Origin of the sequence: Streptomyces sp. NPDC046862, assembly GCF_040704615.1 — a bacterium.
Lineage (GTDB): Bacteria > Actinomycetota > Actinomycetes > Streptomycetales > Streptomycetaceae > Streptomyces.
The window spans coordinates 163,755-176,765 of the sequence record NZ_JBEYXP010000004.1; the positions used below are offsets into that span (position 1 = coordinate 163,755).

The following is a 13,011-nucleotide window of genomic DNA, read 5'->3' on the forward strand; positions in this document are numbered from 1 at the left end:
ATAGGATCGCGGCATGGCACTGCGACCCGTCCAGGTGAACATCAAGGCTCTTGATCACTCGGCGGTCGGCCGGTTCTGGGCGGAGGCGCTCGGCTGGAGTGCCTACAGCCCCGGTGTGACCACCTACGTCGGACCCGTCGGCGGCCTCGTCTGGCCGGACCCGGTCGGCGTCGGCATCGATGTCGTTCCCGTCCCGGAAGCCAAGACGACAACCAAGAACCGTGTGCACCTCGATCTCGCCACCACCTCCACGGCCCACCAGGCGGAGCTGGTCGCGCGCCTTGAGGCTCTCGGCGCGACGCCCGCCCACGTCGGCCAGGGCGACGTGCCGTGGACGGTCCTCGCCGACCCCGAGGGCAACGAGTTCTGCGTGCTGGAGCCTCGGGAGATCTACCGGGACACCGGGCCGATCGCCGCGGTGGTGGTCGACTGCGTGGATCCGCGGGCCATGGCCCGGTTCTGGGGTGAGGCGATGGACTGGGCCCTGCACGAGGTGTCCGACGATCATGCGGCGTTGCGCTCCGCCAGAGGCGTCGGCCCGTATCTCGAGTTCCTCCGCACGCCCGACGTGAAGACCGTGCCGGACCGCGTCCATCTTGACCTGCTGCCGTACCCCGGTGACGACAAGGCGGCGGAGGTGGCCCGGCTGCGGGCCCTCGGCGCCACCGACCTCGACCTCGGCCAGGGCGACGTCCCGTGGACGTGCCTGGCCGACCCGGAGGGCCACGAGTTCTGCGTCCTCGCCCCGTCCTGACACGGAGCCCCGACGACACCCCGACGGGCCTTGCCGGCCGTGAGGGAATCACCACTCACCGCCGGCTGTTGCCTGCCAGAGCAGGCACTGCAGGAAGCCAAAGGAGACAACCCGTGTACGGCGACTCAGCAACGATCCGCAAGATCCTGACCGAGCTCGGCGACACCTGGGCGATCGTCGGCCTGTCGTCGAACCAGCGCCGCGCGGCATACGGTGTCGCCGGCGTCCTGCAGCGCTTCGGCAAGCGCGTCGTCCCCGTCCACCCGAAAGCCGAGACCGTCCACGGAGAGAAGGGGTATCCGTCCCTCGACGCGATCCCCTTCGAAGTCGACGTGGTCGATGTCTTCGTCAACAGCGACCTCGCCGGCCCCGTCGCCGACGAAGCCGCCGCCATCGGCGCCAAGGCCGTCTGGTTCCAGCTCGGCGTCATCGACGAGCGCGCGTACGAGCGCACCCGCGCGGCCGGCTTGGACATGGTCATGGACCGCTGCCCCGCCATCGAGATCCCGCGGCTGGGCTGAGCGGAAAGCGGCACCCTCGATCGCCGGTTCGCCCGGTTTGACTGCCGTGTACGGGAGTTGAGCCGTTCCGCGCCCGACACCCCGGGCGTGCGCCCCGGTTTCGTCGGCGTAGCCTGTGACGGTCAACGCGGACATCATCGAGGTGCCCATGGAGATCGTGCGCGAGCCTGCCGACGCCGGCTTCAGACACGACGGGCCGATCCCCGGGTTCGGCTTCGCCCCGCCGGAGGCGCCCGTCACCGGCTTCGAGATAGTGGAACTGGTCGCGCTGCGCCGCCGGGTGGACGAAGGCATGCTGGAGCGCTTCCACCGGGTCGACTTCCACACGCTGACCCTGGTCACCGAGGGCAGCGGCGAGCACGTCGTCGACTTCGTGGCCCACCCCTGCCGGCCCGGAACGCTGCTGTGGGTGCGGCCGGGCCAGGTGCAGCGCTTCGGTCCCGTCGACGCCGTGAACGGTGTGCACCTGCTGTTCACCCCCGCCTTCCCGCCCCGCTTCACGGGTGCCGACCGCCTGCTCACCAGCTGGCACGGGCCCACGTGCAGGCAGCTGGGGGCCGACCGCGAGTACGCCGTGATCTCCTCGCTGCTGGCCCAGCTGACCGCCGAGTACTCCCACCCGTCCGGCACGGTCTCCGCCGATATCCTGCGGTTCCTTCTGGCGGCCGTGCTGTTGCAGATCGACCGGCTGCCTGACCCGGGCGCGGAGTCCGGCGTGGGCGGCAGCGACGTGTACGCCCGTCTCATCGCCGAGTTGGAGCGCGGCTACGCCACCACGCGCCGGGCCGAGGACTACGCGCGCCGCCTCGGCTACACCGTCAAGACGCTGACCAGGGCCTGCCTCGCGGCCACCGGGCAGTCCGCGAAGCATGTCATCGACACCCGGGTGGCCCTGGAGGCGCAGCGGTTGCTCGCCCACACCGACGAGCCCGTCGCCGTCATCGGGCGCAGGCTGGGTTTCAAGGAGCCCACCAACTTCGGGAAGTTCTTCACTCGGCTCGCGGGCACGACACCGGGGGACTTCCGGGCGGCGCACCGCGACGACGGGTGACGCCTCGCCCCTGCCGGGCGGGCGGGCGGGAGTCATCGCCCCCGCCGCCCCTACCCGTCCCATCCCTGAGGGCTCCGCCCCCAGACCCCGCTTTCGGCCTTGCGGCCTCGTCCTCAAACGCCGGACGGGCTGGATGTGCCTGGCCTCACCAGCTTCCTCAGCAGCGGCCAGGCCAGCAGCACCACGATCACCGCGTACACGGTCACCGCGAAGGGCGTGTTGACCAGTCCGGTGACGCTGCCGTCGCTGATCTGCAGGGCGCGACGCAGCTGCTGTTCGGCGTTGGGGCCGAGGATCACGCCGATGACGGCGGGCAGGACCGGCAGCCCGTAGCGCCGCATGCCGAAGCCGATCAGGCCGATGATCAGCAGGATCACGAGGTCGATCACCTCGCCGCCGACCGCGTACGCGCCGACCGCCGCGAAGAACAGGATCCCGGCGTACAGGTACGGCCGCGGGATGCGCAGCAGCTTCGCCCACAGCGGCGCCAGCGGCAGGTTGAGCGCGAGCAGCAGCACCATGCCGACGAAGAGCGAGGCGATCAGGCCCCACACCAGCTCGGGTTCGCGCTCGAAGAGGAGCGGGCCCGGCTGGATGCCGTACTGCTGGAACGCGGCCAGCATGACGGCCGCGACCGCCGTGGTGGGCAGGCCGAGGGTGAGCATGGACACCAGGGTGCCCGCCGCCGAGGCCGACGCCGCCGACTCCGGTCCCGCCACGCCCTCGATGGCGCCCTTGCCCCACTCGTCCTTGTGCTTGGACAGGCGCTTCTCCGTGACGTAGGAGAGGAACGTGGGGATCTCCGCGCCACCGGCCGGGATCGCGCCGAACGGGAAGCCGATGAACGGGCCCCGCACCCACGACTTCCAGGTCCGCTTCACGTCTGCCCGGCCGAGCCAGGGGCGGCCCACCGGGATCGGCTCGCCCGATGTGCGCCGCAGGTGGGCGGCCACCCACAGGGCCTCGCCGATCGCGAAGAGACCGACCGCGACGATCACCACGTCGATGCCGTCGGCGAGTTGGAGCGAGCCGAAGGTCAGGCGCTGCTGGCCTGTCATCTGGTCCAGGCCCACCAGGCCCAGGGTGAGCCCGATGAGCAGGGACGCGAGGCCGCGGATGCGGGACGAGCCGAGCACGGACGTCACGGCGATGAACGCCAGCACCATGATGGCGAAGTAGTCGGGCGCGCCGATGTCCACCGCCAGGTCGGCGACCGTGGGCGCGAGCGCGACCAGCAGGAGCGTGCCGACCATGCCGCCGGCGAAGTGACCGATGGCGGCGGCCGCGAGCGCCTGTGCGCCGCGCCCCGCCTTGGCCATCGGGTTGCCCTCCATGGCCGCGACCACGGCCGCGCTCTCGCCGGGGGTGTTGAGGAGGATGGAGGTGGTCGAGCCGCCGAACATCGCGCCGTAGTAGATGCCCGCGAACATGATGAACGCGGCGACCGGGTTCAGCCCGTAGGTCACCGGCAGCAGCAGCGCGACCGCCATGGCGGGGCCGATGCCGGGCAGGACGCCGATCGCGGTGCCGAGCAGCACACCGAGGGCCGCCCACAGGATGTTGATCGGGGTGAGGGCCGTGCCGAAGCCGTCCAGGAGGGAGTTGAGGGCGTCCATGTCACAGCACTCCCATCAGGGGACCGCCGGGCAGCGGCACTCCGAGCAGGTTGTTGAAGACGGCGTAGGTGGCCAGGGAGAGGACGGCCGCGATGAGCGGGTCCCGGTCGAGGCGACGGCTGCCGAGGGCGAACGCCGCGCCCCAGAACAGCAGCGCTCCCGCTATGGGGAAGCCGACGGGCTCGATGAGGACGGCCGCGCCGAGGAAGACCCCGGCGAGCAGTACCACGGTGCGCCAGTCGGCGGGTTCGGACAGGTCGATGTCCTCGCCGGTCTCGGCCTGGCCGCGGCCGCCGCGCAGCACGTCGACGGCGAGCAGGGCGGCGATGATCAGCAGCCCGGCGCCGACCACGAGGGGCACGGTCCGGGGTCCGACCGGTCCGCGCTGGGTGATCTCGACGTCCATGGTCAGCGCGTCGGTGAGGACGAGCACGCCGAGGACCGCCAGCAGGACGCAGACGCCGAGTTCGGAGTGGTCGCGCAGCCAGGAGCGGCGCGGGGTCGCGGGCGCCGGGGAGGTGTCGGTCGTCTGCGTCGTCACAGTCCCAGCTCCTTCAGCACCGACACCACGCGCTTGTCCTGGGCGTCCAGGAAGTCGCCGAACTTGTCGCCGGTGAGGAACGCGTCGTCCCAGCCGTTCTGCTTCATGGACTTCTTCCACTCGGGCGAGTCGTGGAGTTCCTCGATCAGGCGGGTGAGCTTGTCGCGCTCGCCGTCGGAGAGGCCGGGCGGGGCGACGATGCCGCGCCAGTTGGTGAAGTTCACGTCGTACCCCGCCTCTTCGAGGGTGGGCGCGTCGAGGCCGTCGACGCGTTCGGGGCCGGTGACGGCGAGGAGGCGCAGCTCGCCCGCCTTGATCTGGTCGAGGTACTCGCCGACGCCCGAGACACCGAAGGCGACCTTGTTGCCGAGGATGGAGGCGAGGAGTTCGCCACCGCCGTCGAAGGGGATGTAGTTGACCTTCTTCGGCGCGATGCCGGCGGCCCGCGCCATCAGCATCGGGGCGAGGTGGTCGGGTCCGCCGGGCGACGAGCCGCCGCCCACCGGAAGTTTGCCGGGGTTCTCCTTCCAGGCGCCGACGAGGTCGTCGATCGTCTTGTACGGCGAGTCCTTGGCGACCACGACGACGTCCTGCTCCTCGGTGAGCCGGGCGATCGGGGTGGTGTCGGCGAGGGTCTTCGGAGCGTCGTTGGAGCGGACGGCACCGACCACGCCGAGGCCCATGGACATGGCGAGCTTGCCGTTGCCGTGCTCGCTGACCAGTCGGCTCAGACCGACGGTGCCGCCGGCGCCGGGGAGGTTGAACACCTCGATGTTGTGGGTGAGACCGGCGTCCTCGGCGTTCTTCGCGGCCGTTCGGGCGGTGATGTCGTAACCGCCGCCGGGAGTGTTGGGGACCATGAAGCGCAGGCCGGGGATCTGCGTGCCGGTCTCGGCGCCGCTGCCGGGGGTCAGCAGCGGCGGCCCCACCAGTACGAGTACGGCCGCCCCGGCCAGGGCGAGAGGGGCGCGCAGGCGCACGAATGCCACCACCTGTCTGAAAAGTTGTCGTGGGCGTGGGGAACCCCGTGGGGGGAGGGTGATGTGCGTCACATGCTGCCTGCCGGTCGGCCACCTGTCTCTCTTGCGGAACCAACGGAGGTTGTGGTCTTTGTGGTCGGCCCGTGCGGGGGCGGGGCGGGCAGGCTAACCGGGACGGTACGTGCCGGAACAGTCCCTCCGGGTCTCTTTCCTCCGCCGCAGGCGGGCGCCATGATGGGGCGACTCGGCAGACGAGCCGCCCGGGTCGTGTCAGTGGTGGAGATTGAGTCAACCGTGGTCGCCACATTCCGTCGCCATACCCTCGCGGGCCAGATGCTGGTGCTCCAGCTCGCCATCGTCGTGATGGTGCTGCTGGCCGTCGCGGCGGTCTCGCTCGCGCAGTCGGAGGCCACCTTCAACCGGGTCGAGGGCCGCCGGGTGGGCGCGCTGGCCGAGCAGCTGGCCGCCAATCCGCTCGTCCGGAGCCAGCTGACGCAGTCGGGGCCGCGGGAGGCGCTGGCCGCGCTGGTGCAGTCCACGCTGGTGCAGTCCGGGGTCACGTCCGTCACCGTGGCAGTCGCCGACGGCCGTATCGTCAGCTCGACGAACCCCACCGTGATCGGCGACCGGCTTCCGCTGGGCGCCGGAGTCTCCGGCGGCCGTGGCTGGTCCGGATCGCTCACGTGGGACGACAGCCACGAGCTGGTGGCGCAGGTGCCGGTGCTCGGGGCGACGAAGGAGGACCTCGGGCGGAACCTGGGCACCGTCATGATCGGCGAGGCGTCCCCGACGGTGTGGAAGCGGCTCAGCGGGGCGTCCTCGTACCTGCTGGCCTACCTGGGCATCGCCAGCGGTCTGGGCCTGGCGGGCTCCTGGCTGCTGTCGCGGCGCGTCAAGCGGCAGACGCTGGGGCTGGAGCCGCGCGAGATCGCGGGTCTCGCCGAGCACCGCGAGGCGATGCTGTACGGCATCGCGGAGGGCGTGATCGCCCTGGACCCGGGGGCCCGGCTCACCCTCGTCAACGACATGGGCCGGCGTCTGCTGGAGCTGCCCGAGGACTGTGTGGGCAAGAGCCTGGCCGACCTCGGTATCGAGGGGCGGCTGCGGGACGTCCTGGTCGGCGCCCATGCGAAGGCGCACGAGACGACGGCGGATCCGCGGGACGCGGTCGTCATCCGGCACGGGCGGGTGCTGGTGATGAACCGGATGACCGTCACCAAGGACGGGCGCCCGCTCGGCTCGGTCACCACCCTGCGGGACCGCACGGAACTGGCCCGGCTGGAACGCGAGATCGGCTCGTTCCGCAGCTCCTCCGAGCTGCTGCGGGCCCAGGCCCACGAGTTCGCCAACCAGCTGCACACCATCTCCGGGCTGATCCAGATCGGCGAGCAGGACGAGGTGGTGCGCTACATCCGCGCGCTGAACCAGCGCCGCCAGTCGCTCGACATGACGCTGACCCGCCGGGTGCGGGACACCACCGTCGCCGCCCTGCTGATGGCCAAGACCTCCCTCGCGGCCGAGCGGAAGGTCACCCTGGGCATCTCCGACGACACCGCCCTCGACCGCCTTCCGCCGGAGGATGCCGCCGACGTGGCGACCGTGGTCGGCAACCTCGTCGACAACGCCGTCGACGCGGCCACCGCGGGCGAGAGGGCCGCGGGGGAGGTGGCGTGGGTGGAGGTCGAACTGCGGCAGGACGCCGCCAGCGTGGAGATCGTCGTCCGCGACTCCGGCCCGGGCATCGCCCCGGAACTCGCCCACGAGGTCTTCGCCCACGGCTTCACCACCAAGGCCGCCGAGGAGGGCGAGCGCGGTATCGGCCTCGCCCTCACCCGGCTCGTCTGCGAACGCCGGGGCGGGGAGATCGCCGTGGCCAACACACCCGACGGCGCCATGTTCACCGCCCGCATGTCCGTGAGCCATCCCGCCGACACGGTGGCGGAAGGAGCGCCCCGATGAGCCCGCTGCCCGCGACGACTCCGACGACGAACGGCACGAACCGCATGAACGCCATGAACATCGCGAACACCACGAACGACGCCATCGACGTGCTCGTCGTCGACGACGACTTCATGGTGACCCGGGTCCACCGCACCTTCGTCGAGCGCGTCGAGCCGTTCCGCGTGGTCGGCACGGCCGGCACCGGTGAGCAGGCGATCGCCGCGGTCAACGACCTCCGCCCCGACCTGGTCCTGCTCGACCTCTACCTGCCGGACATCTTCGGTCTGGACGTCATTCCCCGGCTGCGCACCGCCGGGCACGACTGCGACGTCATGGTCATCAGCGCGGCCCGCGAGGCCGACGCGGTGCGCGGCGCCGTCCGGCACGGCGTGGTGGACTACCTCCTCAAGCCCTTCGAGTACGACGACCTGCGCGTCCGCCTCGAACGGTACGCCGCACAGCGCGGCCGGCTGCTCACCACGGTCGTCCGGGGCCAGGCGGACGTGGACCGCGTCCTGGCCGGATCCTTCGCCCCCGGCCCCGGCAACACCCTGCCCAAGGGCCTCAGCGTCGAGACGGCCGAGCTGATCGAACGCGCCCTCCGCACCACCGACGGCACCCTCTCGGCCACCGAGTGCGCCACCGCCACGGGCATCTCCCGCGTCAGCGCCCGCCGCTACCTGGAGTACTTCCACTCCGCCGGCAGCGCCGACGTGTCCCTGCGCTACGGCGCGGCCGGCCGGCCGGAGCGGCGGTACAGCTGGCGGGGGTGAGGTTCAGCCGGCCCACGTCCAGTCCGCCACCTCCGGCAGGTCGGTGCCGTGTTCGCGGATCCAGGCGTGGTGGCGGGTGCGGGTGTCGGCCATGCGCTGGCGTACGCCGGCGGCGCGGACGCCCAGCCCGGGGACGCGGTCTATGACGTCCATGACGAGGCGGTAGCGGTCCAGGTCGTTGCGCACGACCATGTCGAACGGTGTGGTCGTGGTGCCCATCTCCCGGTATCCGCGGACGTGCAGGTGCCGGTGGCCGGTGCGTCGGTAGGCGAGGCGGTGGATCAGCCAGGGGTAGCCGTGGTAGGCGAAGATCACCGGCTTGTCGGTGGTGAACAGGGCGTCGTACTCGGAGTCGGGCATCCCGTGCGGGTGGTCGTCCTTGGGCATGAGGCGGGTCATGTCGACGACGTTCACCACGCGCACGGCCAGTTCCGGGAGATGGCGCCGCAACAGGCCGGACGCGGCCAGCACCTCCTGGGTGGGGACGTCACCGGCGCAGGCGAGGACCACGTCGGGGTCGCGGTCGCCGTCCTCGGTGCCGGCCCAGTCCCAGATCCCGGCGCCGCGGGCGCAGTGGGCGCGGGCCTCGTCCGTGGACAGCCAGTCGAAGCAGGGCTGTTTGCCCGCCACGACCACGTTGACGTAGTCGCGGGTGCGCAGCACGTGATCGGCCACGGACAGCAGGGTGTTGGCGTCCGGCGGCAGATAGACCCGTACGACGTCGGGGCTCTTGTTGAGGACGTGGTCGACGAAGCCGGGGTCCTGGTGGGAGAAGCCGTTGTGGTCCTGGCGCCAGACGTGGGAGGTGAGCAGGTAGTTGAGCGAGGGGATCGGGGCCCGCCAGGGCAGCTCCCGCGAGGTCTTCAGCCACTTGATGTGCTGGTTGACCATGGAGTCGACGATGTGCACGAACGCCTCGTAGCAGGAGAACAGGCCGTGCCGCCCGGTCAGCAGATATCCCTCCAGCCAGCCCTGGCAGAGGTGTTCGGAGAGGATCTCCATCACCCGGCCGTGCCGGTCCAGGTGTTCGTCGACCTGGATCGTCTGGGCCTGCCACGCCTTGCCGCTGGCACCGTAGACCGCATCCAGCCGGTTGGACGCCGTCTCGTCGGGGCCGACCAGACGGAAGTCGCGGCGGGTCGCGGTGTCCCGCATGACCTGGGCGAGGAAGCCCCCGAGGACCCGGGTCGGTTCGTGCAGCGTCACGCCCGGCTTGTCGACGGGGACGGCGAAACCGTCGAGGGGCGGCAGCGGCAGTTGCCGGGCCCTGAGGCCACCGTTGGCGTACGGGGTGGAGCCGAGCCGTCGGTCGCCCCCGGGGACACAGGCGAGGACGTCGGCGGTGGGGCGGCCCTCGGCGTCGAAGAGCTCCTCGGGGCGGTACGAGCGCAGCCATGCCTCCAACTGCCGCCGGTGCTCCGGGTTCTCGCGGACGCCGGACAGCGGCACCTGGTGGGAGCGCCAGGTGCCCGCCACCGGTTCCCCGTCCACCCAGGCGGGCCCGGTCCAGCCCTTCGGTGTGCGCAGCACGATGACGGGCCAGCGCGGCCGCTCACTCGGGCGTTCCTCACGCGCCGTGCGCTGCAGCCGCGCGATGCGGTCCAGCGCCCGGTCGAAGGCCTCGGCCAGGGCGTGGTGGATCTGGACGGGGTCGTCGCCGGAGACGTGGATGGGCTCGTGGCCGTACCCCTTGAGCAGATCGTCGAGTTCCGACTCCGGGAGCCGGGCCAGCACCGCCGGGTTGGCGATCTTGTAGCCGTTGAGGTGCAGGATCGGCAGCACGGCGCCGTCGTGGACCGGGTCGAGGAACTTGTTCGCGTGCCAGGAGGCGGCGAGCGGCCCCGTCTCGGCCTCCCCGTCGCCGATCACGCAGGCGACCAGCAAGTCCGGGTTGTCGAATGCGGCGCCGTACGCGTGCGCCAGCGAATAGCCCAGTTCACCGCCCTCGTGGATCGAGCCGGGCGTCTCGGGAGCGACATGGCTGGGCACCCCGCCGGGGAACGAGAACTGCCGGAAGAGCCGTGCCATGCCCTCGGCGTCCCGGGGCACGTCCGGGTACGTCTCGCTGTAACTGCCCTCCAGCCAGGAGTTCGCGAGGACCGCGGGTCCGCCGTGGCCGGGCCCCCAGACGCAGAGCGCGTCGACACCTCGGTTCTTGATCACCCGGTTGAGGTGCGTGTACACGAGGTTGAGCCCCGGTGACGTGCCCCAGTGGCCCAGCAGCCGAGGCTTGATGTGGACGTCCGCGAGGGGCTCGGTCAGCAGGGGGTTGGCGAGCAGGTAGATCTGTCCGGCGGCGAGGTAGTTGGCGGCCCGCCAGTGGGCGTCCAGGGCACGCAGTTCCTCGTCGCTCAGGGCGGTGCGGCGGTCCTGGTGGGCGCCGTCGGGCATGTCCTGGCGGGTGGTCTTCGGCATGGGTGCCTCCCTGGGGTCGGCGGGTCCTCGGACGGGTCAGCCGTGTGCGACGACGGCGACGGGTGCGGTGGCGTGGTGCAGGACGGCGTGGGTGACGGGCCCGATGTGGGTGCCGAACGGGGTACGGCGGATGCGGCGGCCCACGACCACGAGGGACGCCCCCCGTGACGCCTCCACGAGGTGGTGGGCCGGTTTGCCGGGCCGGGCGTCCTCGACGACCTCGACGTCGGGGGCCTTGAACTTCCAGGGGCCCAGCACCTCGGCCAGCACGGCGCCGTCCCACCGGCCCAGCTCGGCCTCGAGCTCCCGGTGCTCGGGGATGCCGTGCGCGAAGTGGGGCGGCGACTTCCAGCCGTGGACGACCTTCAGCGCCGTGTCGCGCCGGGCCGCCGCGTCGAAGGCGAACCCGATCAGGACGTCGTCCGGCCTGTCGGTGTCGAGGCCCAGGACGACCGGCCGGTAGGGGGTCGCGACGGACGGCTCGCCCGCCGGGTCCCGCAGGTGCTCGTCGGCGGCCTGCTCCCCGGCCCGTACGAGCACGACGGGCACCGTCGCGTGCGCGACGACGGACTGGCCGACGGAACCGACCAGGTAGCCGCCGAGGCCGCTCAGTCCGCGGGACCCGAGGACGAGCAGCTCGGCGTCCTTCGTCTCCTCGGTCAACACCTTCGCGGCGGTGCCGGAGAGCTGCCCGACGATCACCTCGAGACCCGGGTTGCGCAGCCGGATGCCGTCCGCCGCCCTCCGGGGAGCCGGTTCCCTCCACTCGTGCTCGACGTCCGCGCCCAGCAGCGGCGCCTGCCCCATCGGCTCCGGAACCGGCTCCCAGACGTTGACCAGCCGCAGCGGCAGCCCTCTGAGCCCGGCCTCACGCGCCGCCCACTCGGCGGCGGCCAGACTCTCGGGCGACCCGTCGAGCCCGACGGTGACAGTGCGGGGCATGGTGGGCACCTCCCTGACCGGAGGGTTCGGTTCGTCACCGGCGCTGGGCGAGTACCCGCGGTACGGGATACGAAGGGGGCGAGGGAACGCGCCCCGATAAGGGGCGCGGGGCTGTATCCATGTGCGGCTCCGCCGCGTGGGCGCGACAAGCCACGAAGCACCCGCAGCCGACAAACAACCCGCATTGCCCCCTCAAAGGGCCGGATCGCCCATGGCGAGCACAGACGCACGGAGCGACGCTGGAGATGGCAGCTCCGTACGCCCCCGTGGAGGCACCGCCATGAACGCTCCCCCCACCACCCCCCTGTTCCGCGCGCTCCCCGCCGAGCACCGCCGACGCCTGATCACCATGGCGCACCAGGTGTCGTTCCCCCAGGGCACCCGGCTGTTCGAGGAGGAGGCCCGCGCGGACCGGTTCTGGGTCATCCGCACCGGCACGGTCGACCTCGACATGCGGGTGCCGGGCCGCCGCGCGGTGGTGATCGAGACCCTGGGCATCAACGACCTCGTCGGCTGGTCCTGGCTGTTCGCCCCGCACACCTGGCACCTGGGCGCCGAGGCGACGAGCCCGGTCCGGGCGTACGAGTTCGACGCCGTGACCGTGCGCGCCCTGTGCCAGGAGGATCCCGCGTTCGGACTGGCCGTCGCCGAGTGGATCGGCGGCATCCTGGCCCACCGGCTGCGGTCGGCGCGGACCCGGCTGCTGGACCTGTACGCCCCGTACGGCAGCGGCGGCCGCTGACCCCGACAGCTCCCACCACGAACGCGGACTTGGAGTCACCGTGCACAGCACACCCCGCATCGTGAGCGACGTGATGACCACCACGGTCGCGGCCGTCGGCCGTGGGGCGGGCTTCAAGGAGATCGTCCGGCTGCTCGAGCAGTGGGGAGTCAGCGCGCTGCCCGTCCTGGAGGGCGAGGGCCGCGTCGTCGGAGTCGTCTCCGAGGCTGACCTGCTGCCGAAGGAGGAGTTCCGCGCCAGTGAGCCGGACCGGCCCGTCCGGTTCGGCCGGCTGACGGATCTGGCCAAGGCCCGGGCGGTCACGGCCGGAGAGCTGATGACCAGCCCGGCCGTCACCGTCCACGCGGACGCCACGCTCGCGGCGGCGGCCCGCACCATGGCGCACGCCAGGATCAAACGGCTGCCCGTCGTCGACGACCACGGCATGCTGCAGGGCGTCGTCAGCCGCGCGGACCTGCTCAAGGTGTTTCTCCGGGAGGACGAGGACATCGCCGAGGAGGTGCGGCACGAGGTGGTGTCGTATCTCTTCCCCGCCCCGTTGTCGCCGGTCCACGTGGCCGTCCACGACGGCGTCGTCAAGGTCACGGGCCGCGTGAGGGATGTCGCGCTGATCCCGATCGCCGCCCGTATGGTCCGCGCCGTCGAGGGCGTGGTGGACGTCGAGTGCGATCTCACGGGCCCGTACCGCGCCCCCGAGGCGTATTGACCGCGTGGACCGCGAAGCTCCCGTCGCCC

General features: G+C 71.8%; 12 protein-coding genes. 7 read left to right on the top strand and 5 right to left on the bottom strand.

Going from position 1 to position 13,011, the window contains the following annotated elements; translation table 11 throughout:
• Positions 1-13 precede the first annotated feature (13 nt).
• The 3 genes from AB0959_RS05910 to AB0959_RS05920 all read left to right on the top strand — a co-directional run bounded on the left by AB0959_RS05910 (position 14) and on the right by AB0959_RS05920 (position 2,326).
• Positions 14-754, top strand: a complete 741-nt coding sequence (locus tag AB0959_RS05910) for a VOC family protein (protein WP_366825049.1) — start codon at positions 14-16, stop codon at positions 752-754.
• Positions 755-867: 113 nt separating this feature from the next.
• Positions 868-1,275 carry a CoA-binding protein gene (locus tag AB0959_RS05915; protein WP_366825050.1) on the top strand — a complete coding sequence of 136 codons (408 nt, stop codon included), beginning with the start codon at positions 868-870 and terminating at the stop codon, positions 1,273-1,275.
• 148 nt (positions 1,276-1,423) lie between these two features.
• Positions 1,424-2,326 (top strand): AraC family transcriptional regulator, encoded by a 903-nt coding sequence (locus AB0959_RS05920; RefSeq protein ID WP_366825224.1) that lies wholly within the window; start codon positions 1,424-1,426, stop codon positions 2,324-2,326.
• 113 nt (positions 2,327-2,439) lie between these two features.
• Here AB0959_RS05920 and AB0959_RS05925 read toward each other — a convergent pair whose 3' ends face one another.
• The 3 genes from AB0959_RS05925 to AB0959_RS05935 are packed head-to-tail and all read right to left on the bottom strand — an operon-like array spanning position 2,440 to position 5,463.
• Positions 2,440-3,942 (bottom strand): tripartite tricarboxylate transporter permease, encoded by a 1,503-nt coding sequence (locus AB0959_RS05925; RefSeq protein WP_366825051.1) that lies wholly within the window; start codon positions 3,940-3,942, stop codon positions 2,440-2,442.
• Position 3,943: 1 nt separating this feature from the next.
• Positions 3,944-4,483: a tripartite tricarboxylate transporter TctB family protein gene (locus AB0959_RS05930; RefSeq protein WP_366825053.1), complete on the bottom strand. Its 540-nt coding sequence runs from the start codon at positions 4,481-4,483 to the stop codon at positions 3,944-3,946.
• Positions 4,480-5,463: a tripartite tricarboxylate transporter substrate binding protein gene (locus AB0959_RS05935; RefSeq protein WP_366825225.1), complete on the bottom strand. Its 984-nt coding sequence runs from the start codon at positions 5,461-5,463 to the stop codon at positions 4,480-4,482. Before AB0959_RS05935 ends, AB0959_RS05930 begins: the two co-directional genes overlap by 4 nt.
• Before the next feature lie 294 nt (positions 5,464-5,757).
• Here AB0959_RS05935 and AB0959_RS05940 point away from each other — a divergent pair, with 294 nt between their 5' ends.
• Positions 5,758-7,422 (top strand): ATP-binding protein, encoded by a 1,665-nt coding sequence (locus AB0959_RS05940; RefSeq protein WP_366825054.1) that lies wholly within the window; start codon positions 5,758-5,760, stop codon positions 7,420-7,422.
• A 44-nt stretch (positions 7,423-7,466) separates the two neighbouring features.
• Positions 7,467-8,177: a response regulator gene (locus AB0959_RS05945; protein ID WP_366825226.1), complete on the top strand. Its 711-nt coding sequence runs from the start codon at positions 7,467-7,469 to the stop codon at positions 8,175-8,177.
• A gap of 3 nt (positions 8,178-8,180) precedes the next feature.
• On the opposite strand, the gene AB0959_RS05950 is transcribed toward AB0959_RS05945, so the two are convergent.
• Both AB0959_RS05950 and AB0959_RS05955 read right to left on the bottom strand, forming a co-directional pair.
• Complete coding sequence (locus AB0959_RS05950; RefSeq protein WP_366825227.1) at positions 8,181-10,568, bottom strand: phosphoketolase family protein; 2,388 nt, start codon at positions 10,566-10,568, stop codon at positions 8,181-8,183.
• Between the two features lie 60 nt (positions 10,569-10,628).
• A complete protein-coding gene (locus AB0959_RS05955; RefSeq protein ID WP_366825055.1) occupies positions 10,629-11,534 on the bottom strand; it encodes a universal stress protein in 906 nt (301 codons plus the stop codon).
• A gap of 280 nt (positions 11,535-11,814) precedes the next feature.
• Here AB0959_RS05955 and AB0959_RS05960 point away from each other — a divergent pair, with 280 nt between their 5' ends.
• Both AB0959_RS05960 and AB0959_RS05965 read left to right on the top strand, forming a co-directional pair.
• Positions 11,815-12,276 (top strand): cyclic nucleotide-binding domain-containing protein, encoded by a 462-nt coding sequence (locus tag AB0959_RS05960; RefSeq protein WP_366825056.1) that lies wholly within the window; start codon positions 11,815-11,817, stop codon positions 12,274-12,276.
• A gap of 40 nt (positions 12,277-12,316) precedes the next feature.
• The gene (locus tag AB0959_RS05965; protein WP_366825057.1) at positions 12,317-12,982 is read left to right on the top strand and encodes a CBS domain-containing protein; all 666 of its coding nucleotides are present in this window, start codon (positions 12,317-12,319) and stop codon (positions 12,980-12,982) included.
• Positions 12,983-13,011: the final 29 nt, after the last annotated feature.